Raw genomic sequence first — 24,032 nt, 5'->3', positions numbered from 1 at the left:
TCCAGGGGGGCCGCCCCCTTACCCTAGGACTTCGTCCACCCCGAGGACCGAGGTCGTGAAGACATGGGCGTTGTTGACCGTCCAGCGTGGGTCCGCGCGCAGAGCGGCCATGAAGGCGCGGTGCCCGTCCTGTTCGCGGCCGACGAGGCAGCCGGCGCCGGCGCCGCCCACTTCGTCCCTCGGTGCGCCGAGGCCGCCGTGCTGGTCGATGATGAGCAACTCCTCGCCCTCCGGGTCGTCCGCGCGGTGAAAGTCACGGTTGGCGTCCCGGGTTACGGGCAGGGGTGTCAGTTGCACCAGGGCTTCCTGTTCCTGGGGCGTCCCGATGGCGGTGCGGCCGACGACCCAGGCGCGATGCTGGCCGTGGCGCAGCCGCGGGGCCCCGGCGGGTTCGGCGGGTTCCTCGACGGCGGGGCGGCCGGGGGCGGTGGTGGCGGTCCAGGCGCCGGCGATCTCCGGGCGGCCGCCGGGGGCGACGCGCAGCAGCAGGCGCAGGTCGTCGAAGTGGTCGGGGCGGCGCGGGGTACGGCGGCCCCCGGTGTCGAGCCCTTCGACGTAGACGATGTTGGTGCAGTCCGGGTGGCGGCAGATCCAGTCGCCGCGGCGGAGGAGGGCGGCGGCAATGCGGCCGGCGAGGTCGGGGCCAGGATGCAGCGGCAGCACCTCGGGCGCCGCGAGGAGGGCACGCGCCGCCTCGGGAGAGAGCGCGCCCTCGTAGTCGAGGCCCGAGAGGCGGCAGAACTCCATCAGCGCCCATTGGGTCGCCGGTCCAAGGAAGCCGTCCCCTGGCGGGTCGAGCAGGCCTGCAGCCGAGAGGCGCGCCTGGAGTTCCGAGACCAGGGTATCGTCCTTGACGAGGAGGGCCGCGATCAGCGGCTCCTTCCCGTCGCGCGCGAAGGCGTCCAGTCGCTCCATCGGTCCTCCCGGGCGCCAGGCCTGGCGCGGGGGACGAACGGCCGCGGGGCGTGGCCGTTGCCCGCGGGCGCGGCCGGTCAGGTGCCGGGGGCGGCGGGCGTGTCCGGCAGGTCCGCGCCCGGCACGGCCAGGCGCGCGTCCAGGATGGCGCGGATCGCCTCGGCGAGCCTGGGCACAGCATAGGGTTTCTCGATGAGGGCGATCTCGCGCGAGGGCGCGCCCTCCTCCGGGCTCAGGGCGGCCGGCCCGCCGGAGGTCGCGAGGATGGGCAGGCTTGGCCAGCGGCGGGCCACCTCCTCCGTCAGCTGGTGGCCCGAGATGCCCGCAAGGCCCATATCCGTGAACAGCAGCGCCACGCCAGGATTGTTCTCGAGGGCGGTGAGCGCACCGGAGGCGTCCTTCGCTCCGATGACGTGGTAGCCGAGCGACTGGAGTCCCTCGGCCGTGCAGGCGAGGATCTCCGGCTGGTCCTCCACCACCAGGACCGTCTCGCCGTGGCCGATGCAGGGGTCCGAGGCCTGCGCCACGGGCTTGCCGGCCGTTTCGCTGACCTGCAGGCGGGGCAGGATGATCGTGACGGCGGTGCCGGTGCCGGGATGGCTGTCGATCGCCACGTAGCCGCCGGCATGGGTGGCGAACTCGACCACCTGGTAGAGGCCGAGGCCGGTTCCCTTGCCCGCGGGCTTGGTGGTGAAGAAGGGCTCGAAGGCGCGGGCCACCACCTCGGGCGACATGCCGCTGCCGGTGTCGCGCACCGTGATCCGCATGAACTCCTGCCCGGCAATCGGCAGCGGGTCCGGCAGGCCGGAATCGCCGCGCGTCGCCCGAGCGGTCTCGATCCGGACGGAGCCGCCATCGGCCATGGCGTCGCGCGCGTTGATGACGAGGTTCAGCAGCGCGATCTCGAACTGGTTGGGATCGGCGAGCACGATCCAGGGGCAGTCGACGAGGGAGAAGTCCACCGCAAGGGCGCTGGCGGAGGACTGGCGGATGAGGTCGGCCATGCCGAGGACGATGGCGTTGGGGTCCACCGGGCGCGGCTCGCGCAGCTGCTGGCGGGAGAAGGCGAGGAGGCGCTGGGTAAGGAGGGCGGCGCGCTTGGCCCCGCTGCGCGCCTGCTCGATGCTGCGCCCGGCGCGGTCGAGGTCGAGCTCCTTCAGCGAGCGCTCCGCCCGGTCGAGGTTGCCGAGGATGACCATCAGCAGGTTGTTGAAGTCGTGCGCGACGCCGCCCGTCAGGTGGCCGACCGCCTCCATCTTCTGCGTCTGGTGAAGCTGGTCCTCGGCCTGTCGGCGTGCGGTGATGTCGGTGTAGAGGGTGACATAGCCGCCATCGGCCAGGCGGTTGCGCCGGAGTTCCAGCACCTGCCCGTTGGGCCGCCGCCGCTCGACAGTGCCGAGGCTGAGGCCGCGGCGGATCTGCTCCAGCCGCCGGGCAACCTCCGTCTCGATGTCCACCTCGCCGAACTCGCCGGCGATGGCTTGGGCACGGAGGATCTCCTCCATCGACATGCCGACGTGCAGCTGCTCCGGCGGGACGCCCGTGCAGTCGGGGAAGCGCGCGTTCCACTCCAGCAGATGGAGATCGGCGTCCATCATCATCACGCCGTCCGTCATGCCGGAGAGCAGCGCGGCGAAGCGGTCGGCCCGGGTGCTGTCCGAGACAGCGGATGCGGCCGGCCCCGTGGAGGCCGCCACGACGGGCGTGACAACGACGGAGGGAACGGCATCGGCACCGTTGCCATTGCCATTGCTCGGTGGGCGGCGCCCCCCGTGCCGCAAGCGCCGGCCGGCCGCGGAGAGTAGATCGATGCCTGCTCGCCTCCATCCAGGCACAGCTTTTTCCTTCTCCGGGCTGGGCGTTTCACGAATGTTTCGATCAGCCTCCAGTGGAAGCTAGGAACGGGATACGGGACCACAACGACATAGGATAAGTTTTGTTATCAGCACGATTCGTTGAGAATCCGCACGCTTTTTCTCCGCATCGCAGCAAAATCTCCCCTTCCGAGACACGGACCGCCTGACAATCAACGCCGAGTACTTCGAAAAAGAATCCTCAGCGGTGATTCGAAGATCCGGGCGTAAACGGCTGACCCTGCCCGAGGTTGGCCAGCCCTGGTCCGTCATCGTGAACCGCTTTGGGCGGTCGCCCAGCGCCGGACCCACCGGATCTGCCCCGGCAGGGCGGAAGGACTTTCAGGCGGACGGAGGCTCCATGCCGGCGGCGTCCCGCCAGAGCATCACCAGCACCGCCATGACGGCCGGCCCAAGGAAAAGGCCGAGCAGCCCGAGGCTCTCCACCCCGCCGAGGATCCCAAGCAGGACCCAGAGGAAGGGCAGTCGAGTCGCACCGCCGATGAGCGCCGGGCGCACCAGGTGGTCGGCCAGGAACAGCACGACCATGCCGAAGACGAAGACCCCCGCCGCCGCCGCCAGGGCGCCCGCGGAGAGAAGGACCAGCGCCGCGGCGCCGAAGACGAGGGGGGCGGCGAAGGGCACCATCGCCGCGACCGCCGTCAGCGCCGCGAACATCACGGGGTGGGGAACGCCCGCCACGGCATAGGCGATGCCGAGCAGCACGCCCTCCGCCAGGCCCACCAGCACGAGGCCGCTGACCGTGCCGCGCACCGAGGCCACCGCCTGCCGCCCGAGCCGCTCGTAGCCCGGGCCCAGCAGGCGGTCGGCCACGCGCTGCGCCTGGGCGGCCAGGGTCTCACCGTCGCGGAAGAGGAAGAAAAGGGCGAGCAGGGTGAAGCCGAAGAGCACCGCGCGGTGGGCCAGCGCGCCCCCAAAGCTGCGCCCGAGGCCGATCAGCTCCCCCTGGCTCAGCCGGTGGAGGAAGCCCGCGGCGGCCCCGGGCGCCGAGAGCGCCTGCGTCCACCATTCCGCGGCCTGGGGGCCGATGAGGGGAAGGGTGGGAAGCCAGGCGGGCAGGGCGGCGCCGTGGGTCCGCGCCTGCGCCAGCCAGTGCAGGGCAACGCGCGCCTCCTCCCCCAACTCCACCGCGACGAGGCCGAGGGGGAGAAGGAAGACGAGAGCCAGCGCCACCGTTGCGAGCGCCGGCACCAGCACGCCGGAGGGCGCCGCCCGTCGCGCCTGCAGGCGCTGGACGAGTGGCCAGGTCGCGATCGCGAGGACCACCGCCCAGCCGAGGGCGGGGAGGAAGCCCCGGATGATCCACGCCCCGAGCAGTACCAGCCCGAGGAGGAGCGCCGCCCGCACCGCGAGCTGGAGCCGGGCGGAGGGAGCTGGGGGCAGGACGGGGCGTTCCATGGAGCGCACCATGCCGCACCCGCCCCACGGGGACCAAGCGCGGGAGAGGCGGGGCGGCTGGGCATGGCGCGGGCGGACGGCTAGGGGAGGCGGCGCCCTGTGCCACCCTGCCCGCCCGGAGCCCCTGCATGCTGTCCCCCTCCCCCCTGCGGCACCGGGCGGCCGCGCTGCTCCTGGCCATCGCCTTCCTCGCTGCGGCCCCCGTTCGTGCCCCCCTGGCCACGCCGTCCGATGCCGCGCGCTGCGAGGCCGCCCTGCCGGGCCCGGCCGCCGAGACCCGCCCGATCGAGCTGTCGCTCGCCGGGCTACTGCCTTTCGCGCGCGACATCCTCTCCCACCACGCCCTTCGCGGCGGGCTGCGGGACCACGGGCTGCGGCTCGGGCTGCTGCTCGGCGAGGTGCGGAACCTGCGCCTGCCCGAAGGCAATCCGGCCACGATCTACCCCCCCGGCCGCAGCGCCGCGGAGGTGCTGGAGGACCCCCGCTCCCGCATCCGCCCGCTCTGGCGGCTGGACGAGGCGACGGTGCTGGCGGCCGACATCGCCTACGACATCCGCCTGCTGCCGGGCGGCCTGCCGGTGCTGGACGCCTCGAGCGCGGCGCAGCTTTCCGCCTACCGCCTCCTGCGGCTCTACGGCGACGAATTCAGCGGCTTCGCGGCCGCCGTCTTCGAGGCGCGGCCGGAGAGCGGCCTGGCCCCGCACCGCATCCTGGCCATCGCCGGCACCCATGTCTTCGAGCACCGCGACTTCCGGAGCTGGGCGTCGGGCCTCACCTTCGGGCGGGCGGGGTTCACCTCCACCGCCGCGCTGCGGATGATCGCCGATGCCGCCGCCTATGCCCGGGCGGGCGGGGAAGTGGTGCTGACCGGCCAGAGCCAGGGCGGGCTGGTGGCGCAGGGGGTGGGCTATCTGCTGCAGGCGCTGCTCGATGCCGCGCCGGGACCGCGCCGCCTGGTGCACGTCGTCTCCTGGGGGGCGGCGGGGGCGGAGGAGGTGATCGGGCGCATGATCGCGCAGGCTCGGGAGGACGGCGGCCGGGGCCTGCCGGCCGACCTCGAGCGCCACTGGGCCGCCTCCGACCCCGACTACCCGGCCGCCGCCGCCACCTGGGCCGCGCTGCTGCGGGGCTGGGCGGCCATCCCGCCCGGCGGCGAGGCGGCGAGCATCCGGGCGACCATGGGCCGCATGCGCGTGCTCGGCTACTTCTTCGAGATCGACCTCTTCGCCCGCGCCGGCACCTTCCCCGGCACGGCCCTGGCCTTTCCCACCGACCTCATCCTGCCCTCCGGCTGCGACATGACGGTGGTGGAGGCGCTGATCGGCACCGGCACTGGAATGGGGGCCGGCGCGCTCGGCGTGCGCCTCGAATCCCACTTCCTGAAAGGCTACCGCCGCGCCGTCTCCCGCGGGGCCATCGCGGTGGCGCGTCCCGCCCTGCCCGCGAAATGGCCCTGGGTGACGGAAGTCCTGCCGCTGGCCGAGGCGCTCGGCCTCGTCTGGCTCGAAACCCTCTACCTCGAAGGACCGGCCGCGAGCGCCGCCAACTGGCGCAACTGCCTCGCCTCGGCGCGATGGCAAACCGGGGGGAACCGCTCCTGTCGGGAGGGCTTCTGGGAGGGCTGCGCCCCGGGTGGGGGCGCCGGCGGGTGGTGCCTTATCCGTGAGGCCGGAGGGGGTTTGCCGGGGTGAGGCGCGGCGCCCGGGAGAGGGCCTGAGGCCCCTGGATCCCCATCTGGTTAGCGCGACACCTTCCCCAACCTGCCGTCGCCTCGGGTCAGTGACCCGAGGCGCACCAGCGGCAACCGACGAAAACGAAGTCCCTCAGGCGTAGGCGTAGGGCCCACCCCGCTCCAGCGCCCGCCGATAGGCAGGCCGCGCGTGGATGCGCGCCAGGAAGGCACCCGGATTGGGCTGCCCCTCCCCGAAAGGCGAGCGCGAGGACGCCGCCTCCAGCGGGAAGCTCATCATGATGTCCGCGGCCGTCATCTCCGGCCCGGCGAACCAGCCTGTCGGCGCCAGTGCCTCGTTCCAGTAGGTTTTCAGCCGCTCCAGGTTCGGCCCGACAAAGCCTTTCTGCACACCCTCCATCATCCCTCGCGCCATCGGCTGGGCGGCCGGCGGCATTCCGTCCGGTAGGCGGCCCAGCACCAGCGTCATCACCAGCGGCGGCATGGCCGATCCCTCCGCGTGGTGCATCCAGTGGCGGAACCGCCACCAGTCCGCCCCGCCGCGCGCCGGTTCCAGCCGACCGGCGCCGTGGCGATCGAGGATGTACTCGACGATGGCCCCGGTCTCCGCCACGACGAGATCGCCCTCTGTCACGACTGGCGCCTTGCCCAGCGGATGCACCGCCCGCAGTGCCTCGGGCGCCAACAGCGTCGCGGCATCCCGCTCGTAGCGCCGGACCTCGTAGGGAACCCCCAGCTCCTCCAGCAGCCAGAGCACGCGCTGGGAGCGGGAGTTGTTCAGGTGATGGACAGTGAGCACGGGCTTCTCTGGAGGGATCAGAGCTTGCAACGGTCGGCGAAGGCGTCGCCCACGGGGTCGAGGATGCGCCGCTGCGTCACCAGCGTCGGCTTGCCGTCCGCGCCCGGCGCCACCTTCAGACCCCACCAGGCCTGCACCGGGTGCCCGTTCGGCCCGAAGCGGAACTCCCCGCGCACGGAGGCGAAGTCCGCCTTCAGCATCGCCGCGCGGAAGGCCGCCTGGTCGGCGATGGAGCCGCCGGTCGCCCGCAGCGCCGCCCCGATGGCGTTCGCGGTGTCGAAGCCCTGCGCCGCGTACATCGTCGGCACGCGCCCGTGCTTGGCTGTGTAGGCAGCCACGAAGCGGCGGTTGGCGTCGTTCGGGAAGTCCGCGTTCCAGTGCCCGGAGACGTCGATCCCGAGCGCCGCGTCGCCCAGCGCCGCCACGATCCGGTGGTCCAAGGAGGGTTCGGACACCACCATCGGCACCGTCCCCAGCAGCCCCGCCCCCTGGTACTGCCGCAGGAAGGCGATGCCCGTGCCGCCCGGGTGGAACTGATAGACCGCGTCCGGCCGCTCGGACCGGATGATCGCCATCTCCGCCGAGAAATCCACCTGGTCGGGCCGCGTGTAGATCTCGCGCACCACCTCGCCCTTGAAGAGCCGGCGGAAGCCCGCGATGGCCTCCCGCCCCGTGATGAAGTTCGGCGCCAGCACCATCACGCGGCGGTAGCCGAGGTCGCTCGCCAGCGCCCCCGCGCTCGCCTGCATCGAATCCGTCAGCCAGGAGACGACGAAGTAATTGCGGTGGCACTCCCGCCCCGCGAAATCCGCCGGGCCCGCATTGGCGCTGACGAAGATGCCGCCGGCATCGAGCACCGCCGGCACCACCGTTCCCGCCACGTTGCTGAACACGAGGCCGGAGAAGAGCCGCGCGCGCTCCGCCCCCATCAGCCGCTCCGCCGCCTGCTGGCCCTGGCCGGGGCGGGCCGCGTCGTCCTCCACCAGCAGGCGCACCCTGGTCCCGCCCAGCGCGTCGCCGCCCTCGGCGATGCCCAGTTCGAAGCCCGCCCGCACCTCCTCGCCGAGATAGCCGGCCGGGCCGGAAAGCGTGGTGACGAAGCCGATCGGCAGCACCGCCCCTGCTGCCCCCTGCGCCCGCAGCAAGGCCGGCCGCGCCAGTACCGCGCCCGCCACCGCCATTCCCAGCCCGCGCCGGTCGATCACCATCGCCAGATCCCCTCCACCTCGGCCGGGCAGGCTGGCGCCCGGCCGCTCGCCGCGCAAGGATGACCCATGGCCGGCCCCTTGCTGCATACCGAGACACTCCGCCTGGGCGAGGCCGAGATCACCCGCATCGCCGACAGCGAATCCGTCGCCTGGCCGCTCCCCGCCCTCTTCGCCGCCGCAGACGACGCCATGCTGGCCGAGGCCGCACCCCTGCTACCGCCGGGCCACCTGGACACCGCGGCCCGCACGATCGGCCTCTCCTTCAACCTCTGCCTTATCCGCACGCCGGATTTCACGGCGCTGATCGACGCCGGGATCGGCGCCGGCAAGGAGCGCCCCTCCCGCCCCGCCTGGCACCGGCGGGAGTCGCCCCTTCTCGAAACCCTCGCCGCCCTTGGCGTCGTGCCCGACGGGGTGGACATCGTCGTGAACACCCACCTCCACGCCGACCATGTCGGCTGGAACACGCGCCGCGAGAACGGCCGCTGGGCGCCCAGCTTCCCGCGCGCCCGCTACGTCATCCCGCGCGTTGAACTCGACCACCTCGCCGCTCGACAGGCCGCCGATCCCGCGACGCCCGCCCTGCACGGCGCCTATGCCGACAGCATCCTCCCGGTCATCGAGGCCGGCTTGGTAGAGCCTGCCGACCCGCCCTGCACCATCGCGCCCGGTCTCCTCCTCCACCCCGCCCCCGGCCACTCGCCGGGACAGGTGGTGGTGCGGCTGGAAACGGCAGCGGGTGCCTTCGTGGTGCTTGCGGACGCGGTGCACGTCACGCTGCAACTCGCCCGGCCCGAACTCACCTCCAACTTCTGCGCCAACCCCGCCCAGGCCGTCGCCACCCGCCGCGCCCTGCTGGAACAACTCTCGACGGAAGGTGCGCTCGTCATGGCCTACCACTTCCCGCCGCCCTCCTTCGGCCAAGTCGAGCGCCACGGCGAAGGATGGAGGCTGCGGCCGGTTGTTGCCGAGCGGCGGGAAGGTTCCTGAACGGGCGCGCCGGGGAGAGGAAGAAGGAATTCTTCCTCTCCCCGGCCCCCTCACCATCATCTTTTTCTTCGAAGTAATAATGCTGAACGGCCGGTGCGCCGCGGGTCCACGACCCGAGGCGACGACACGTTCAGGAAGGCTCCGCGACAGCCAGACGGGGATCCAAGGGCCTCAGGCCCTTGGCGGGGCGGGATGAACGCTGCGCGTTCACCCGGGAGGTCTGGAGAGGGCAGAGCCCTCTCCAGCGGCCCCCGGCGGAACGCTGATCAGATGATGCGCAGGCGCCCCAGCAGCCAGCCGAAGCCAACGGCGATGGCGGCAGCGGTCAGCGGCTGATCGCGGATGTAGTCTTCCAGCTGGCCGATCTGGTTCTGCACTTCGCCCTTGGCCTGGTTCTGCTTGCCCTGCGCCTGGGTGCGGGTATCACCGATCAGGCTGCCGATGCCTTCCTGCACGTCGCCCGCAGCGGACTTACCGGCGCCGATGATGCGATCGCTGTCCATGCTCTCTCTCCTCGTTTGATCCAATGGGGCCGCGGCGCCCTGCGGCCCGCGGGGGTGCAAACGTGGCGAAAGGGCACGGGTTGAGGGGCGTTGCGATTCGGCCACCACAGGGGCGGCCGAAGTCCGGCCGCGTCAGCCGCCGGCCGGATCCGCCACCGTGATCGCCGGCCCCGCCGCCTCGATGATCGCGCCGGCCTCCAGCAGGATGTCCTCCCTGTAGCGTCCGCCGACGAGCTGCACCCCGAGCGGCGCCGGGCCCGAGAGGTCCGTCGTCACCGTCAGCCCCGGCAGGCTCATCAGCGGCAGCCCGACCTGGGGCAGCAGCGCCTCGATCACCCGGTCGAAGGCTTCGGGCGATTCGAGGTCCAGCAGGTCCGGGAAGGGCGGTTCGGCCGAGACGGGCATGATCGCCACGGGATAGCGCTCAAGGAACAGGTTCCACTGCCGGCAGAACCCGGCCCGCGCCTGCAGGGCGTCCTGGAAAGCGTTGAAGTCCGCCTCGGGGCAGAGCCGCTCCATCTGCGCGAAGACGAAGTTCGCGTCAGGATCGTCCTCCCGCCGCAGCGCCTCCTTCATCCCGCGCCGGCTCTCGGCCAGCCAGAGCATGGCCTGCATCCGCCCGGGCTCGCGCAGCGGCGGCACCGGCGTCTCAGCCACTGTCCAGCCCGCGTCCTGCAGCCGCCGCCCGGCATCGCGCAGCGCGGCCTCGACCTCCGGCGTCGTCGCCATTCCCTCCGGCCGGACACAGAGCGCGGCGCGCTTGGGAAAGGCCGGTCCCTCCAGCGGAGCCGGCACCCACCAGGGGTCGCGCGCGTCCGGCGCCGCCATGGCGCCCAGCGCGAGGCGGATGTCGGCGATGCTGCGGGCGATCGGCCCGGAAACCGCCATCAGCTGCGCCCCGATCGCGCGCTCCACGCCGCCCGGGTTCCAGGCCGGCACGCGCCCGATGGTCGGCCGCAGCCCGTGCACCCCGCAGGCATAGGCCGGATAGCGCACGGAGCCGCCGATATCCGTCCCTTGCCCGATCGCCCCAATCCCCGCCGCGACCGCCGCCGCGGCCCCGCCAGAGGAGCCGCCCGGCGTCAGCGCCGGGTTGCGCGGGTTGCGCGTGTGCCCGTGGAGCGAATTGCGCGTGAACCAGTGCAGCGAGAAGGCCGGCGTGTTGGTCCGCCCGATGAACACCGCCCCCGCGCGCCGCAGGTTGGCTACCACCGGGTTGTCGTCGGGCGCGATCAGGTCCTTCTGGATGCGCAGCCCGTTGGTGGTGGCGAAGCCCTTCTGGTCCACGTTCACCTTGGTGGTGACGGGCACACCGGCCAGCGGCCCGGGATCCTCCCCGCGGGCGATCGCGGCATCCACCGCGCGGGCGGAAGCGAGCGCCTCCTCCGGCATGAACTGCACGACGGCGTTGATGGCGGGATTGGCGGCTTCGATCCGCGCCAGCGCGTCGCGCGCCACCTCCTCCGCCGAAACCTCGCGCGCGCGGACCCGCGCCGCGATCTCGCTCGCCGTCAGGCGCCAGTGCTCGGTCATGCTCTCTCCGCGGAAGGGTGGCGCAGTTCAGCGCGGAGGCGTGGGGTTGTGCAATGCGGGTTGCCGATCGCGCTGGTGGCCGCAGGAGAAGGCGCCGTCGCCTGACCCACGGGCAAACGCGGAGCGTTCGTCCCGAGCCGGGATGGCTCGGCCACTCCGGCCCCCGCGGTCTGTTGGACGTGCGCCTGAGGTCCATGACCCCAGGCGACCTGACTGTCAGCCCGCAAGGGCGCTGCACCCTGCCGGTTCAGCGCCGCAAAACAGGTCGCGGGGTCCGGGGAGCCCGTTGGCTCCCCGGCGGAGGGTCCAGGGAGGCGGCGCCTCCCTGGGGCGACCAGCGCCGCCGCCGAAACGCGGATCACCCCCCGCCGAACCGCGGTGCCCGCTTCTCCAGGAAGGCCGCCCGCCCCTCGCGGTGATCGGCCGAGAGGAACAGCGTCGTCTGGTAGTGCCGCTCCACCTCCAGCGCCGCGTCCAGCCCGGCCGAGAGCATCGCCTTGGTCAGCGCCATCGGCGCCGGTGCCTGCTCGGCCAGGAAGCGTGCCCGCTCCATCGCGGCGGGCAGGGCCTGGGCACGGGACACCACCTCGTCCACGAGGCCGATCCGCTCGGCCTCGGTCGCCGTCATCTGCTCGTGCAGCATGAGGATGCGACGCGCACGCCCGGCGCCGACGCGCGCCGGCAGGGTGAAGGGAAGGCCAAGATCGGCCATCAACCCCACCTTGCCGAAGCCCGCCATGAAGCGCGCGTCCTCCGCCGCGACGATGAGATCGCAGGCGCAGGCGAGCGAGAGGCCAGCGCCCACGCACCAGCCCTCCACCGCCGCCACCACGGGCTTGCTGCCCGCGGCCAGCAGCCGGATGGCCCGGTGCGCGCGCCGCAGCCGCTCCCGCCCGCCCAGCGCGTCCGCCACATCCATGGAGGAGAGGTCGCCGCCCGAGCAGAAGACGCCGGCCGCCCCCGTCACGACGATGGAGCGGACGGAGGCATCGCCCTCCGCCACCTCCAGCACATCCGCCATGCGGTCGCGCAGCGGCGTTGCCAGCGCGTTGCGCCGCGCGGGGTAGTCGAGGGTGAGGACGAGCACCCCGCCCTCCCGCGCCTCGTGCAGCGCCATGCCCTCGGGCAGGGCGGCCATGCTCACGCCACCGCCTCGCGCGCGTCCGCCAGCGGCGCGGCCGTCACGGAACGCAGGTGCTCCATCGTCACCTCAGGCGCGAGGTCCCGCACCGCGAAGCCCGCCTCGGTCACGTCCAGCACGGCAAGGTTGGTATAGACCCGCGTCACCGCCCGCATCGCCGTGAGCGGGTAGGAACACCGCTCGACGAGCTTCGGCCGCCCGTCCTTCGTCGTGTGCTCCATCATCACCCAGACGCGCTTGGCGCCCGCCGCCAGGTCCATCGCGCCACCGACCGCCGGCGCGCTGTCGTTCTCGCTCGTCGCCCAGTTCGCGATGTCGCCGTTCGAGGCCACCTCGAAGGCGCCGAGCACGCAGAGGTCGATATGCCCGCCGCGGATCATCGCGAAGCTGTCGGCGTGGTGGAAATACGATCCGCCCGGATGCAGCGTCACGGGCTGCTTGCCCGCGTTGATCAGCCAGGCGTCCTCACTCCCCTTCTCCGGCGCCGGCCCCATGCCGAGGATGCCGTTCTCGGAGTGCAGCACCACCTCGCGGCCTTGCGGGATGTAGTCGGCGATCAGGGTCGGCATGCCGATCCCGAGGTTGCAGTACCAGCCCTCGGGGATATCGACCGCCACGCGGCCGGCCATCTGGGTACGGGACCAGGGTTGCATGGGGGTGCTCCTCTTCAGGCCCAGGGCGCGCCGCGGCGCACGTTGACGACACGGTTGACGAAGATGCCCGGCGTGACCACGCGCTCGCCCTCGATCTCGCCGAGCTCGACGATGTTCTGCGCCTGCACGATCGTCAGCGTCGCCGCCATTGCCATCACCGGGTTGAAGTTCCGCCCGCTGCGGCGATAGGTGAGGTTGCCCCAGCGATCCGCCTCCCAGGCCTCGACCAGCGCGACGTCGCCGGGCAGCGCCAACTCCATCACGTGCGGGCGGCCGTTGAACTCGCGCGTCTCCTTGCCCTGCGCCAGCTTCGTGCCGGCGGCCGTCGGCGTGAAGAAGGCGGGAACGCCCGCGCCGGCCGCCCGCATCCGCTCGGCCAGCGTGCCCTGCGGCACGATCTCCAGCTCCAGCTTCCCGGCCTTGTACAGATCCTCGAACACGACCGACCCCGCGCTACGTGGGAAGGAGCAGATGATCTTCCGCACCCGCCCGAGCTCCATCAGCCGCGCGAGCCCCGTGCGCCCCGAGCCCGCGTTGTTGGCGACGACAGTCAGGTCCTTCGCGCCCTGCTCGATCAGCCCGTCGATCAGGTCGTCGGGCTGCCCCGCGGCGCCGAAACCCCCGATCAGCACCGTGCTGCCGTCGCGCACGCCCTCCATCGCGGCCGCCATGTCGCGGACGATCTTGTCGATCACGTCTGTCCCTCTCCCGTACTCATCTGGCCCGAACGCATGTAGGGGGCGATCTGCGCGTAAGGCGTCAGCGCCGCAATAACCCCCATCTCGCCGCGCGCCAGCGCCCGCCCGGCCTCGAGCGCCGCGCCGTAAGCCGCGCGCGCGATGGCCCCGCCGACGCTCACCCGCCGCACGCCGAGCGCCGCCAGCCGCGCGAGCGGCACGGCCCCGCCGCGCGGCCCGATGAGCACGTTCACCGGCCGCGGCGCCACCGCCCGCACCACGGCGCGGATCGCCTCCTCGTCCGGCAGCCCCGGCGCGTAGAGGCAATCCGCCCCCGCCTCCGCGAAGGCCACCAGCCGCCGGATCGTGTCGTCCAGGTCCGGCCGTCCGTGCAGGAAATTCTCCGCCCGCGCCGTCAGCACGAAGGGATGCGGCGCCGCGCGCGCCGCCCGCACGCCCGCCGCCACGCGCGTCACCGCTGCCTCGAAGCCGTGGATGGGTGCGGCTGGGTCCGCCGTCGTGTCCTCGATCGTGCAGCCGCAGAGCCCGGCCTCCACCGCGGCCGTCACCGTCGCCGCCACATCCTCCGGCGAGGGTCCGAACCCGTCCTCCAGATCCGCCGAGACCGGCAGGTCCACCGCCCCCACCAGCACCCGCGCGTTCTCCAGCGCATCCGCGCGCGAAACCGCCGCCTCGCCGTCCCGCCGCCCGAGCATGAAGGCGAGCCCCGCGGAGGTCGTCGCCACCGCCTGAAAGCCCAGCCCCGCCATGATCCGCGCGCTTCCCGCGTCCCAGGCATTCGGCAGCGCGAAGCAGCCCGCCGCGTGCAGCGCCCGGAACCGCTCGGCGCGCTCCCCGATCACGCCGCCATCTCCCCCGTGCGGTCGTTCGTGAAGCCGTGCAGCCGCATCGGCGCGGGCTCCATCCCGTGCAGCGCCCGCAGCAGGTTCGCGGCCAGCCAGGCGTCCTCCAGCGCCCCGTGCAGCGCCGTCTCGCGCGACAGCCCGCAGGACGCCGAGGCATGCGCCAGCCCCGAGCGCTGCCCCGGCCGGTCCCGGCGCCAGGCCAGCATCGTGCAGAACTCCCCGCTCCAGGGCCGCGCCATCTCCAGCCGGTCGAACTCGCCGCCGAGCATCCGCCGGTCGAAGGAGAGGTTGTGCGCGCAGCCCACCGCGCCGCCGAAGAAATCCGCCACCTCCTCCGCATGTGCCGCAAAGGACGCCTGGCGCGCGAGATAGGCGTCGGACAGCCCGTGCACCCGGTAGGCCCCGAAATGGCAGCGTATCCCCGGCGCGAACACCAGGTGCAGCGTCGCCTCCGGCTCCAGCCCCGCATCCAGCCGCACGGCGCCGAGCGAGACCACCCGGTCCTCCCGCGTGCAGCCGGTGGTCTCGGTGTCGAAGACGATGACGGGGCGGCCGGGCATCACGCGGCGAGGGGGCTCCTGCATGGGGCGAAGGTGCTCCCGGGGAGGGGGGAGGGCAAGGTTTCCCGGTCTCGCTCGTAGCGACCACAGGAGGAGGCGCCGCCTCCTCCTGGACCTCCTCCGCCGGGGCGGCCCGGCCACCCCGGACTTGGCTCCCCGGCGGAGGGGGTCTGGGGGAGGCGGAGCCTCACCCGGGGCCACCAGCACCGCCCCTCTTCACCCCAGCTCGATCACCGCATCCGCCGCAAAGGCTCCCTCACCCTCCGGCAGCACCAGCACCGGATTCACGTCCACCGAGACGAGCCGATCCCCCACCGCCGCCGCAAAGGCCGACAGCGCCGAGAGCGCCCTTGCCAGCGCCGGCACATCCGCGCGCGGCCGCCCCCGCGCGCCGTCCAGCAGCGGGAAGCCGCGCAGCGAGCGGATCATCGCCTCCGCCTCCGCCAGGTCCACCGGGCAGCGCCGCAGCGCCACGTCGCGCAGCACCTCGATGAACACGCCCCCCAGCCCCACCATCGCAACGGGGCCGAAAACCGGGTCGCGCGCGATGCCCAGCGCCACCTCCACCGCCCCGCCCACCTGCCGCGCGACGAGGATGCCCGTCACCCGCGCCCCCGGCGCGCGTTCGGCGGCATTGGCCATCAGCGTGGCGTAGCCGGCCCTGACCGCCGCCTCGTCCGCCACGCCGAGCAGCACGCCGCCGATCTCGGACTTGTGGAGGATGTCCGGCGAAAGGATCTTCATCACCACCGGGAAGCCGATGCGACGCGCGGCCTCCACAGCCGCCTCCACGCTCTCGACCGCCACCTCCGGCACGGCGGGGACACCCGCCGCCTCCAGCAGCCGCTTCGCCCCGGCCTCGTCGGGCGCACCGTCCGGCAGGAAAACGGCGGGCAGCGGCACCGGGGCGCGCGGCGGGCGGGCGAAGGCCGCCCCGAACCGCCCCTGCGCCGCCAGCGCCACCACGGCGCGGGAGGGATCCTCGAAAACGAGATACCCGTCCGCCTCGTATTCCCGCACCCGCTCCGGCGGCGCCAGCACGCTCAGCACCCAGAGCCGGTCCGGATGGTCCGCCCGCACCGCGTTCAGCTCCGCCCGAAGCTTCGTCGCGAGAGAGGGCGAGGCCCCTACCTGCGTGAAGAAGGCGATCAGGCTCGTGTAACCGCCATCCTCCACCATCCCCCGCGCGAAGGCGCCGATGAGGGACATGTCGTTGAAGACCTGCGCCGTGCAGTCCACGGGGTTGGCGGGGTTGCAAAAGGGGATCAGCGCCCGCAGCCGGTCCTGCGCCGCCTCCGGCATGGAGGGCATGGCCAGGCCCTGCTCCTCCGCCACGTCGGAGATCATCACCCCTGCCCCGCCCGAGATGGACACCACGCCGAGCGTGTTCGCCACGGGGTAGATGCGCGGCGTCGCGGCATAGGCGACGTCCAGCAGCTCCTCGGTGTTGCGGGCGCGGTGGACGCCGAACTCCTCCAGCACCACCCCCGTCACCGCGTCGTCCCCCGCGATGCTCGCCGTGTGGGAACGCGCGGCATGGGCGCCCAGCGCCGAGCGCCCGACCTTCATCATCACCACGGGCTTCCGCGCCCGCCGCGCCGCCTCCAGCGCCGCCAGGAAGCGCGGCCCCTCCCGCACGCCCTCGGAATAGGCGGCGATCACCTCGATGCCGTCGTCCTCGGCCATCCAGCCGATCACGTCGCCCAGCGTCACCTCGGCCTCGTTGCCGGTGGTCACCAGCACGGGCGTCGCGATGCCCCGGTTGCGGGCCGCCCCGAACAGGTGCGTGCCATAGGCGCCGGACTGGCTGGCGATGCCGACCCGCCCGCGCCCGGCCAGCGCCTCCGCCGGCCAGCCATTCTCGAAGGAGGAGGTGAAGATCGGGAAGTAGCCGAGCGGCGCGTTGAACAGCCCAAGACAGTTCGGCCCCAGCAGCCGCATCCCGTGCCCGCGCGCGATCGAAACCAGCCGCGCCTGTGCCTCCCGCCCGGCCTCGTCCACCTCCGCGTAGCCGGCCGTGAACACGATGGCCGCGGGGCAGCCCCGGCGCCCCAGCGCATCCACCGCCGCCTCGGCCAGCGCGCCCGGCACGGCCACGATCGCCGCGTCCGGCACCCCCGGCAGGGCGTCCACGTCCGGGAAGGCCGGCAGCCCCTGCACGCGCTCCCGCTTCGGGTTCACCGGCCAGACAGGCCCCGCGAAGCCGCGCGCGATCATGTAGGAGAGCGGCCGCCCGCCGATCCGTGTCGGCTCGTCCGAGGCACCGATGACCGCCACGCTCCGCGGCGCCATCATCGGGGCAAGGGAGGAAAAGCCGGGGGGAAGATCCCGCGCCGTGCCCGCACCCGTCCCGCCATCCACCATCCGGCGCCCCTCCCGTTATCCAGCCCTTATCCGGGGGGAAGCTGCCCCCGGCGCGGGGGCGCGGCAAGCCTCGGCCGGTGCTCAGCCCTCGGGCGGCGACTCCGTCCCTCCCTCGTCCTCCTCATCGTCGCCGTAGTCGATCTCCGCGCCGCCCACGACCGCCAGGCAATCGGCATAGGTCGAGAGGATCCAGTCGCGATCGTGGCTCTCCTTGTCCTTCGTCGCGTCCATGATGATCTGCAGCAGGGCGAGGGCCACGGCGGGCTCGCTGCCTCCATCAATCTCAATCTTCGGCATATCGGCCATGGCGGGCTCCCTTCGCGCGGCGTCGCGAGACCGTCATTCCAGGTCCCAGCCTTTCTACGCACCGGGGCGCGGGGGGATGCGGGCGGGTGGCGCGCATCACGGGGAGTTGGGACGCCAAGAAGATGCAAATTGTTCTCAACTGCATTGCGGCGACGCGGCGGCTGGGCTAAGAGGCGCCGCCGGCCGCGGGTTAACGCCCGCCCGGCCCGGGCCTATCCTGCCCGGCGACGCGCCGGCCCGCGGGCCGCAGCCCCCTCCCCGGGCGACGGCCCGGGCGCGGGGCGAGAAACGAGGGACCACCGCCCATGAACCCCGCCAGCGCCGGCCACGACCTCTCGCCGCTCGCCCTGTTCCTGCAAGCCGACCCGGTGGTGAAGGGGGTGATGCTCCTCCTCCTGCTGGCCTCCATCGCCTGCTGGGGGATCATCATCGAGAAGATGGCCGCCACCCGCCGCCTGCGCGCCGAGGCCCGCCGCCTGGCCGCGGCCGCATCCGGCGGCGCCGCGCCCGACTCCGGCCTTGCCGCCGAGGCGATCCGCGCCGGCACCCGCGAGTGGGAGGAGGGCCGCGACCCCGCCGAGAGCCGTGGCGAGTACCGCCAGCGGATCGAGGCCGCCCTGCGCGCCCCCTTCGCCGCCGCCCTCCGCGCCGCCGAGCCGGGCCTGCCGCTGCTCGCCACCATCGGCGCCGTCGGCCCCTTCGTCGGCCTCTTCGGCACGGTCTGGGGCATCATGAACTCCTTCTCCGGCATCGCGGCCAGCGGCGACACGAGCCTCGCCGTGGTGGCGCCCGGCATCGCGGAGGCCCTCTTCGCCACCGCCATCGGCCTCGTCGCCGCCATCCCGGCCGTCATGGCCTACAACCGCTTCACCGTGTCCCTCGCCCGCATCCGCCAGGCGGGCAACGCGGCCAGCGCCACCCTCGCCTCCGCCATGGCGCGCCGCCCGGCCGCGCCCGCCCCCCGGGAAATGCCGCGGGAGGTCCCGCGCGAGCCGACGCCGCTGCGGGCCGCCGCTTCCCGTCCCGGCGCCGCCCAGGCCGCGGAGTAGCGCCCGATGGCCATGTCCCTCGGTGGCGGCCGCGACGACGACGACGAGGACGCCCTCCCCATGGCGGACATGAACGTCACGCCGCTGGTGGACGTCATGCTCGTCCTGCTCATCGTCTTCATGGTCGCGGCGCCGCTCATGACCGTCGGCGTGCCCGTGAACCTGCCCCGCAGCGCCGCCGCCCGCGCCGCCTCCTCCACGCCGCCGCTGGTGCTCACGGTCGCCCCCGGCAACCGCCTCTTCCTCGGCGAGGAACCCGTCACCGAGGAGGAGCTGACCACCCGCCTCCAGGCCCGGCGCGAGGCCGACCCCGAGGCGCCTGTCCATGTCCGCGGCGACCGCAGCGTGCCCTATGGCGACGTGCTCCGCGTCATGGGCCGGGTCTCGCGCGCCGGCATCGCCCGCGTGTCCCTCATCGCCGAGGCCGAACCCGCCTCCGCCGCCCCTGGCCGCTGAGCGCCGCCGCGCATGGACAGCCTCCTCGCCGAGCGCCCCCGCGCGGCCCCGCCGGCCGAGCTCCCGCCGCCCCTGCCTGCCGGCCCCGAGGCCGCCTCGCCCGCCCCCGGCGCGCGCCGCGTGCTGCGGCCCCTCGCCTGGGGCGTCTCGGCGCTGCTGCATCTCGGCGCCCTGGTCCTCGTCCTCTCTTACGAGCCCCCGCCGCCCGCCACGCTGATCGAGGTGGAGATGGCGCCCGAGACCCCGGCCGAACCGGCCCCCGAGGCCCCGCCACCCGAGCCGACCCCCGAACCCGCCGCCGCCGAACCGACGCCGCCCGCACCGGCCGCCGAGCCGGTGGCGCCCGAGCCACCGCCGCCCGAACCTCCGCCGCCGGAGCCGGCGCCGCCCGAACCCGCGCCCCCGCCTGAGCCTCCTCCGCCCGAACCCCCTCCGCCGGAGCCGCCCCCACCGGAGCCGGCGATGGTCCCGCCGCCGCCCGTCCAGGAAGCCCCGCCTCCGGTCGAGCCGCCGCCCGCTGAAGCGCCGGTGGAAGCCACCACGGAAGCTGCGGACCTGCCGCCGCCCCTGCCCGCACCGCCGCCCGTGCCGCCCCCCGCGCAGCCGCCCCCACCGCCGCGCCCGCGCCCGGCCGCGCCTCCGCGCCCGGTCCAGGCCGCGGCCCCGCAGCCGCCCCGTGCCGAGGCCGCGCCGCAGGCCCCCGCCGCCCCGCCCCAGGCAGCCCCCGCTGCCCCGGCGCCGGCCCGTGCCGCCATCTCGCCGAACTATGCCGGCCTCATCCAGCAGGCCCTGGCGCGCGTGCAACGCTACCCGGCCAGCGCCCGGTCGCGCCGGTCCGAGGGCGTGGTCACGGTGCGCTTCACGATACGCCGCGACGGCTCGGTGACGGCGGCCCGTCTTGCCCGCACCTCCGGCGATCCCGACCTGGACGCCGAGGCCGAGGCCATGCCCACCCGTGTGAGCAGCTTCCCCCCGCTGCCCGCCGATTGGCCGGAAGCCACGATGGAACTGACCGTGCCCATCCGCTTCACCCTGCGCTGAAGCGCTCTACGCCCCCCTGGAGAGGGCCCTGCCCTCTCCAGACCTCCCGGGTGAACGCGCAGCGTTCATCCCGCACCGCCAAGGGCCTGAGGCCCTTGGATCCCCATCGGGCTATCGCGGAACCTTCCCCAACGTGCAGTCGCCTCGGGTCATCGACCCGAGGCGCACCGGCCGCCCAGTATCTCCAACAGACAAAGAAAGATGAGAGGGGGTCCGGGGGAGAGAATTCTTTCTCTCCCCCGCGGCCACCAGCGCCACCCCTTCAGCTCGGCTCCGTCGCCGCCCGTCCATCCCCGCAGAGCCGCCGCACATCCGCCAGCAGCGCCGCGCCGTCCCAGGCGGCCGCGCCCTCCAGCCGGGCGCGCTCGCGGCCCAGCCGGTCGATCAGCACGGTCGTCGGCAGCCCCCGCGCGCCCAGCGCCCGCGTCGCGGCCGAGTTGGGGTCGAGCCAGACGCCGAGGTTCCGCACCCCGGCCTTCGCGTAGAACCCTTCCACCACCGGCCGCCCGCCGCGATCGGAGGAGGCGGGGATCACCAGGATATCCTCTGCGGCCAGCGCGGCCGCCAGCCGGTCCAGCGCCGGCATCTCCTCCACGCAGGGCGGGCACCAGGTGGCCCAGAGGTTCAGCACCAGCCCCTTGCCCGCGAAGGATGGCACCTCCCGCCGCGCCCCCTCGGGGTCGGTCAGCACGAAGGCCGGCAGCGGCTTCGGTCCGTCCTCGCGCAGCGTGCCCGCCGGCTGACCCCGCGCTGGACGGGGCAGGAGCCCCGCGCCTAGTGTCCCGCCCGCCAGGATTCCCGCCACGAGGGCCATTTGGCCCCGACGCCCATACGTCTTCACCCGAGAGACCTCCTCACCCGTGCCCGACGACCGCGCCCAGCCCGATCACAACCCGAACACCGCCAACGCCGCCTGGGGTGGCCGCTACGCCGCCGGCCCTTCGGCCATCATGCAGGCGATCAACGCCTCCATCGGCTTCGACCGCAAGATGTGGCGCCAGGACATCCGCGGAAGCCTCGCCCACGCCGCCATGCTCGCGCATGTGGGCATTATCTCCGCCGAGGACGAGGCCGCGATCCGCGACGGCCTCGCCGCCATCGGCACCGAGATCGAGGCGGGCAGCTTCCCCTTCAGCGAGGCGCTGGAGGACATCCACATGAACATCGAGGCCCGGCTGACCGAGCGCATCGGCGAGGCCGGCAAGCGGCTGCACACCGCGCGTTCCCGCAACGACCAGGTGGCGCTCGACGTCCGCCTCTGGACCCGCGACGCCATCGACGGCCTCGACGCCCAGATCGCCGACGTGATGCGGGCGCTCGCCGAGCGCGCCGCCGAGCACGCGGGCACGGTGATGCCCGGCTTCACCCATCTCCAGCCCGCCCAGCCCACCACCTTCGGCCACCACCTGCTCGCCTATGTGGAAATGCTCTCCCGCGACCGCGGCCGCCTGGCCGATTGCCGCGCCCGCCTGAACGAGAGCCCGCTCGGCGCCGCCGCCCTCTGCGGCACCGGCTTCCCGATCGACCGCCACATGACGGCGCAGGCGCTGGGCTTCGACCGCCCCACCCGCAACAGCCTGGACTCCGTCGCCTCCCGCGACTTCGCCCTCGAGTTCCTGGCGGCCGCCGCCATCTGTGCGACCCACCTCTCCCGCTTCGCGGAGGAGGTGGTCATCTGGACCAACCCCTACTTCAACTTCGTCAAGCTGAGCGATGCCTTCACCACCGGCTCCTCCATCATGCCGCAGAAGCGCAACCCGGACGCCGCCGAGCTCGTCCGCGCCAAGCCCGGCCGCATCAACGGCGCCCTGATCGGCCTGCTGACGGTCATGAAGGGCCTGCCCCTGACCTACGGAAAGGACATGCAGGAGGACAAGGAGGGCATCTTCGACGCCGCCGAGAACCTTGCCCTCGCGCTGGCCGCCACCGCCGGCATGGTGCGCGACATGCAGCCCGTCGTCGGCCGCCTGCACGATGCCGCCGGCGCCGGCTTCTCCACCGCCACCGACCTCGCGGACTGGCTGGTGCGCGAGCTGAAGCTGCCCTTCCGCGACGCCCACCACGTCACCGGCCGCCTCGTCGCCAAGGCCGAGAGCATGGGCGTGGACCTCGCCGGCCTCACCATCACCGAGATGCAGGCCGTCGAGCCCCGCATCATGGAGGGCGTCTTCGGCGTCCTCTCCGTCGCGGCCTCCGTCCGCTCCCGCACCTCCCATGGCGGCACGGCGCCGGGCAACGTGGCGGCCATGGCGAAGGAATGGCTGGAGCGCCTCGCATGACCGCCACGATCGCGGCCCGCGCCCTGGTCGCCCTCGCGACCCTCCTCGCCCTGCCCGCCTGCGGCCGCGTCGGCCCCGTGCGCGCCAAGGGGCCGCAGAGCGAGATCATCTACCCCCGTGCCTACCCCTACATCCCACCCGCCCGCGCGGTGGCCCCCGAGGCCCCGCCCGCCAGCGCGCCCGCCAGCACCGGCGAGCTGCCGCTGGAGCGGCCGGGGCTCACGCGCTAGCCCGTGCACTCCCTCGGCATTGTCCTGATGGCCGCGGGCGCCCTCGGCGTCGTCGCCACCTTCGTCCTCGCGGCCTCGGGGGACACGACCGGCGCAGGCCGCACCGCGGGCGCGGCCTCCTCAGCCTTCATTCTCGGGTTGGTGCTCTACCGCCGCTGACGGCGCTCGCGGCCGCTGGGGAGAGGAAGAAAGAATTCTCCCTCTCCCCAGACTCCTCACCATCACCTTTTTCTAACGGTTCGAAGAATTTCTGCGGACGGTGCGCCTCGGGTCGTGGCCCCGAGGCGACTGCACGGACAGGAAGGGCGTCAGGAAACAGAGCCGGCCGCCGATCACCGCATCCGCGACAGCCAGACGGGGATCCAAGGGCCTCAGGCCCTTAGCGGGCGAGGTCTGGAGAGGGCGGAGCCCTCTCCAGCAGCCACGGGAGCGATCAGTCCCCGCCACCCTTGAGCGCTGCCAGTTCCTGCCGCAGCCGCGCCACTTCCTCGCGCAGCGCCTGCACCTCGTCCCCCGGCTGGGCCGGGCCGGTGGTGCCATTGGCCCGCGGGAAGGGCGTGAAGAGGCTCATCGCGCGCTCCAGCATCGCCAGGTTCTGCTTTCCCATCTCCTCGAAGGGGGAGAAGGCATTGAACCCGCCCATGGCGGAGCCCACGGCGTCCTGCGCGGCCCGGCGCATGCCTTCCTGCTGGCGCGCGAAGGTGCCCATAGTCGCCTCGAGGTAGCGCGGCACGACCGATTGCAGGCTGTCGCCGTAGAGGCCGATGAGCTGGCGCAGGAAGGGGATCGGCAGCAGGTTTTGCCCCTTGCTCTCCTCCTCCACGATGATCTGCGTGAGGACGGAGCGGGTGATGTCCTCCCCCGTCTTCGCGTCACTCACCGTGAAGTCCCGCTTCTGCCGCACCATCCCCGCGAGGTCCTCCAGCGTGACGTAGGAGGAGGTCTCGGTGTTGTAGAGGCGCCGGTTGGCGTATTTCTTCACCACCACGGGCGGGCGCGGCGGCGTCTCGGATGCCGCATCCTGCGGAGCGGCGGGCTGGGCCATGGGTCCGGTCTTCCTCACCCGGGTGGCGCCGGGTCGCTCCTGCGCTCGGGCTCGGCGTGCCGCCTTGCCCCCGGGCCGGGAATCGCGATGCTAGACCGGCCACGCCGCATTGCAAAAGCCGCCTTTCCCGGATCGCGCCCAGGGCATCGCGGCGCGCTGATGAAAAGGCCAAGGGCCGCACCGGGAGGGGCAGGATGCCGGCCGTGGGATGCAGGTTGGGGAATGGCCGAGCGGGGGAGTGATGGAAGGATCGGAAGAGCGGGCCCGGCACGGTCCGGAAGCGCAGGGCGCGGAGGCGGCCGGCGCACCGGACCTCGCGCGCCTCGCCGCGGATTGGGTGGGCCTCTGGCAGGGCGAGATGGCGGCCATGGCCACCGATCCGGCCCTCCTCGCGGCCTGCGTGTCCGCGGCGGCGGCCTGGGCGCGCGCCCTCGCCGCCCCGCCCTTCCCGCCGA

At 73.4% G+C, this 24,032-nt stretch carries 24 protein-coding genes; 8 read left to right on the top strand and 16 right to left on the bottom strand.

Going from position 1 to position 24,032, the window contains the following annotated elements:
• Positions 1-18 precede the first annotated feature (18 nt).
• From BO39_RS32535 to BO39_RS10375, 3 genes are all read right to left on the bottom strand, one after another.
• On the bottom strand, positions 19-915 hold the full coding sequence (locus BO39_RS32535) for a peptidoglycan-binding domain-containing protein (RefSeq protein ID WP_043832698.1): 897 nt from the start codon (positions 913-915) through the stop codon (positions 19-21).
• A 77-nt stretch (positions 916-992) separates the two neighbouring features.
• On the bottom strand, positions 993-2,750 hold the full coding sequence (locus tag BO39_RS10380; protein ID WP_052401901.1) for a PAS-domain containing protein: 1,758 nt from the start codon (positions 2,748-2,750) through the stop codon (positions 993-995).
• 360 nt (positions 2,751-3,110) lie between these two features.
• Positions 3,111-4,187 carry an AI-2E family transporter gene (locus tag BO39_RS10375; RefSeq protein ID WP_043832934.1) on the bottom strand — a complete coding sequence of 359 codons (1,077 nt, stop codon included), beginning with the start codon at positions 4,185-4,187 and terminating at the stop codon, positions 3,111-3,113.
• Between the two features lie 128 nt (positions 4,188-4,315).
• Here BO39_RS10375 and BO39_RS10370 point away from each other — a divergent pair, with 128 nt between their 5' ends.
• Positions 4,316-5,878 carry a hypothetical protein gene (locus BO39_RS10370; protein ID WP_043832693.1) on the top strand — a complete coding sequence of 521 codons (1,563 nt, stop codon included), beginning with the start codon at positions 4,316-4,318 and terminating at the stop codon, positions 5,876-5,878.
• Positions 5,879-6,010: 132 nt separating this feature from the next.
• Here BO39_RS10370 and BO39_RS10365 read toward each other — a convergent pair whose 3' ends face one another.
• Both BO39_RS10365 and BO39_RS10360 read right to left on the bottom strand, forming a co-directional pair.
• Positions 6,011-6,676: a glutathione S-transferase family protein gene (locus BO39_RS10365; RefSeq protein WP_043832688.1), complete on the bottom strand. Its 666-nt coding sequence runs from the start codon at positions 6,674-6,676 to the stop codon at positions 6,011-6,013.
• Positions 6,677-6,693: 17 nt separating this feature from the next.
• Positions 6,694-7,884: an ABC transporter substrate-binding protein gene (locus BO39_RS10360; RefSeq protein ID WP_245615083.1), complete on the bottom strand. Its 1,191-nt coding sequence runs from the start codon at positions 7,882-7,884 to the stop codon at positions 6,694-6,696.
• A gap of 66 nt (positions 7,885-7,950) precedes the next feature.
• Between BO39_RS10360 and BO39_RS10355 the strand changes: the two genes are divergently transcribed.
• Positions 7,951-8,874: an MBL fold metallo-hydrolase gene (locus BO39_RS10355; protein WP_052401900.1), complete on the top strand. Its 924-nt coding sequence runs from the start codon at positions 7,951-7,953 to the stop codon at positions 8,872-8,874.
• A 266-nt stretch (positions 8,875-9,140) separates the two neighbouring features.
• On the opposite strand, the gene BO39_RS10350 is transcribed toward BO39_RS10355, so the two are convergent.
• The 9 genes from BO39_RS10350 to BO39_RS10310 form a co-directional block, all read right to left on the bottom strand.
• Entirely contained in the window at positions 9,141-9,377 is a 237-nt protein-coding gene (locus tag BO39_RS10350; RefSeq protein ID WP_043832686.1) for a CsbD family protein, read from the bottom strand.
• 132 nt (positions 9,378-9,509) lie between these two features.
• On the bottom strand, positions 9,510-10,910 hold the full coding sequence (locus BO39_RS10345; protein ID WP_043832683.1) for an amidase family protein: 1,401 nt from the start codon (positions 10,908-10,910) through the stop codon (positions 9,510-9,512).
• 358 nt (positions 10,911-11,268) lie between these two features.
• Positions 11,269-12,048, bottom strand: a complete 780-nt coding sequence (locus BO39_RS10340; protein ID WP_043832680.1) for an enoyl-CoA hydratase/isomerase family protein — start codon at positions 12,046-12,048, stop codon at positions 11,269-11,271.
• Between the two features lie 2 nt (positions 12,049-12,050).
• The gene (locus tag BO39_RS10335; RefSeq protein WP_156963635.1) at positions 12,051-12,704 is read right to left on the bottom strand and encodes a 3-oxoacid CoA-transferase subunit B; all 654 of its coding nucleotides are present in this window, start codon (positions 12,702-12,704) and stop codon (positions 12,051-12,053) included.
• Positions 12,705-12,718: 14 nt separating this feature from the next.
• Complete coding sequence (locus BO39_RS10330; protein ID WP_043832675.1) at positions 12,719-13,399, bottom strand: 3-oxoacid CoA-transferase subunit A; 681 nt, start codon at positions 13,397-13,399, stop codon at positions 12,719-12,721.
• Entirely contained in the window at positions 13,396-14,244 is an 849-nt protein-coding gene (locus BO39_RS10325) for an isocitrate lyase/PEP mutase family protein (RefSeq protein ID WP_052401899.1), read from the bottom strand. The genes BO39_RS10330 and BO39_RS10325 overlap by 4 nt, the downstream gene beginning before the upstream one ends.
• Positions 14,241-14,831: a 3'-5' exonuclease gene (locus BO39_RS29820; RefSeq protein ID WP_084698010.1), complete on the bottom strand. Its 591-nt coding sequence runs from the start codon at positions 14,829-14,831 to the stop codon at positions 14,241-14,243. The genes BO39_RS10325 and BO39_RS29820 overlap by 4 nt, the downstream gene beginning before the upstream one ends.
• Before the next feature lie 192 nt (positions 14,832-15,023).
• The gene (locus tag BO39_RS10315) at positions 15,024-17,171 is read right to left on the bottom strand and encodes an acetate--CoA ligase family protein (protein WP_043832672.1); all 2,148 of its coding nucleotides are present in this window, start codon (positions 17,169-17,171) and stop codon (positions 15,024-15,026) included.
• A gap of 81 nt (positions 17,172-17,252) precedes the next feature.
• Positions 17,253-17,477, bottom strand: coding sequence for a hypothetical protein (locus tag BO39_RS10310; RefSeq protein WP_043832670.1), 225 nt, complete (start codon positions 17,475-17,477; stop codon positions 17,253-17,255).
• Between the two features lie 305 nt (positions 17,478-17,782).
• On the opposite strand from BO39_RS10310, the gene BO39_RS10305 reads away from it, so the two are divergent.
• The 3 genes from BO39_RS10305 to BO39_RS34945 are packed head-to-tail and all read left to right on the top strand — an operon-like array spanning position 17,783 to position 20,023.
• Positions 17,783-18,526: a MotA/TolQ/ExbB proton channel family protein gene (locus BO39_RS10305; RefSeq protein WP_084698009.1), complete on the top strand. Its 744-nt coding sequence runs from the start codon at positions 17,783-17,785 to the stop codon at positions 18,524-18,526.
• Positions 18,527-18,532: 6 nt separating this feature from the next.
• Positions 18,533-18,982 carry an ExbD/TolR family protein gene (locus BO39_RS10300; RefSeq protein ID WP_156963633.1) on the top strand — a complete coding sequence of 150 codons (450 nt, stop codon included), beginning with the start codon at positions 18,533-18,535 and terminating at the stop codon, positions 18,980-18,982.
• Positions 18,983-18,994: 12 nt separating this feature from the next.
• Positions 18,995-20,023, top strand: coding sequence for an energy transducer TonB family protein (locus BO39_RS34945; protein WP_052401897.1), 1,029 nt, complete (start codon positions 18,995-18,997; stop codon positions 20,021-20,023).
• Between the two features lie 262 nt (positions 20,024-20,285).
• Here BO39_RS34945 and BO39_RS10290 read toward each other — a convergent pair whose 3' ends face one another.
• Positions 20,286-20,864: a TlpA family protein disulfide reductase gene (locus BO39_RS10290; protein ID WP_245615081.1), complete on the bottom strand. Its 579-nt coding sequence runs from the start codon at positions 20,862-20,864 to the stop codon at positions 20,286-20,288.
• A 19-nt stretch (positions 20,865-20,883) separates the two neighbouring features.
• Between BO39_RS10290 and argH the strand changes: the two genes are divergently transcribed.
• Genes argH through BO39_RS34940 form a run of 3 tightly spaced genes read left to right on the top strand, consistent with a single transcriptional unit; the run spans position 20,884 to position 22,691 of the window.
• Positions 20,884-22,302 (top strand): argininosuccinate lyase, encoded by a 1,419-nt coding sequence (gene argH, locus BO39_RS10285; RefSeq protein ID WP_052401895.1) that lies wholly within the window; start codon positions 20,884-20,886, stop codon positions 22,300-22,302.
• The gene (locus tag BO39_RS32530) at positions 22,299-22,532 is read left to right on the top strand and encodes a hypothetical protein (protein ID WP_043832668.1); all 234 of its coding nucleotides are present in this window, start codon (positions 22,299-22,301) and stop codon (positions 22,530-22,532) included. Before argH ends, BO39_RS32530 begins: the two co-directional genes overlap by 4 nt.
• Before the next feature lie 27 nt (positions 22,533-22,559).
• A complete protein-coding gene (locus BO39_RS34940; RefSeq protein ID WP_281175536.1) occupies positions 22,560-22,691 on the top strand; it encodes a hypothetical protein in 132 nt (43 codons plus the stop codon).
• A 274-nt stretch (positions 22,692-22,965) separates the two neighbouring features.
• Here BO39_RS34940 and phaR read toward each other — a convergent pair whose 3' ends face one another.
• Positions 22,966-23,577 carry a polyhydroxyalkanoate synthesis repressor PhaR gene (phaR, locus tag BO39_RS10275; RefSeq protein ID WP_052401894.1) on the bottom strand — a complete coding sequence of 204 codons (612 nt, stop codon included), beginning with the start codon at positions 23,575-23,577 and terminating at the stop codon, positions 22,966-22,968.
• Between the last annotated feature and the right edge of the window lie 455 nt (positions 23,578-24,032).

The sequence above is a fragment of the Roseomonas aerilata DSM 19363 genome, from assembly GCF_000711725.1.
Classification (GTDB): Bacteria; Pseudomonadota; Alphaproteobacteria; order Acetobacterales; family Acetobacteraceae; genus Roseomonas; species Roseomonas aerilata.
Note: the sequence above shows the minus strand (reverse complement) of the source record. Positions and strands in the feature narration are given on the sequence as shown.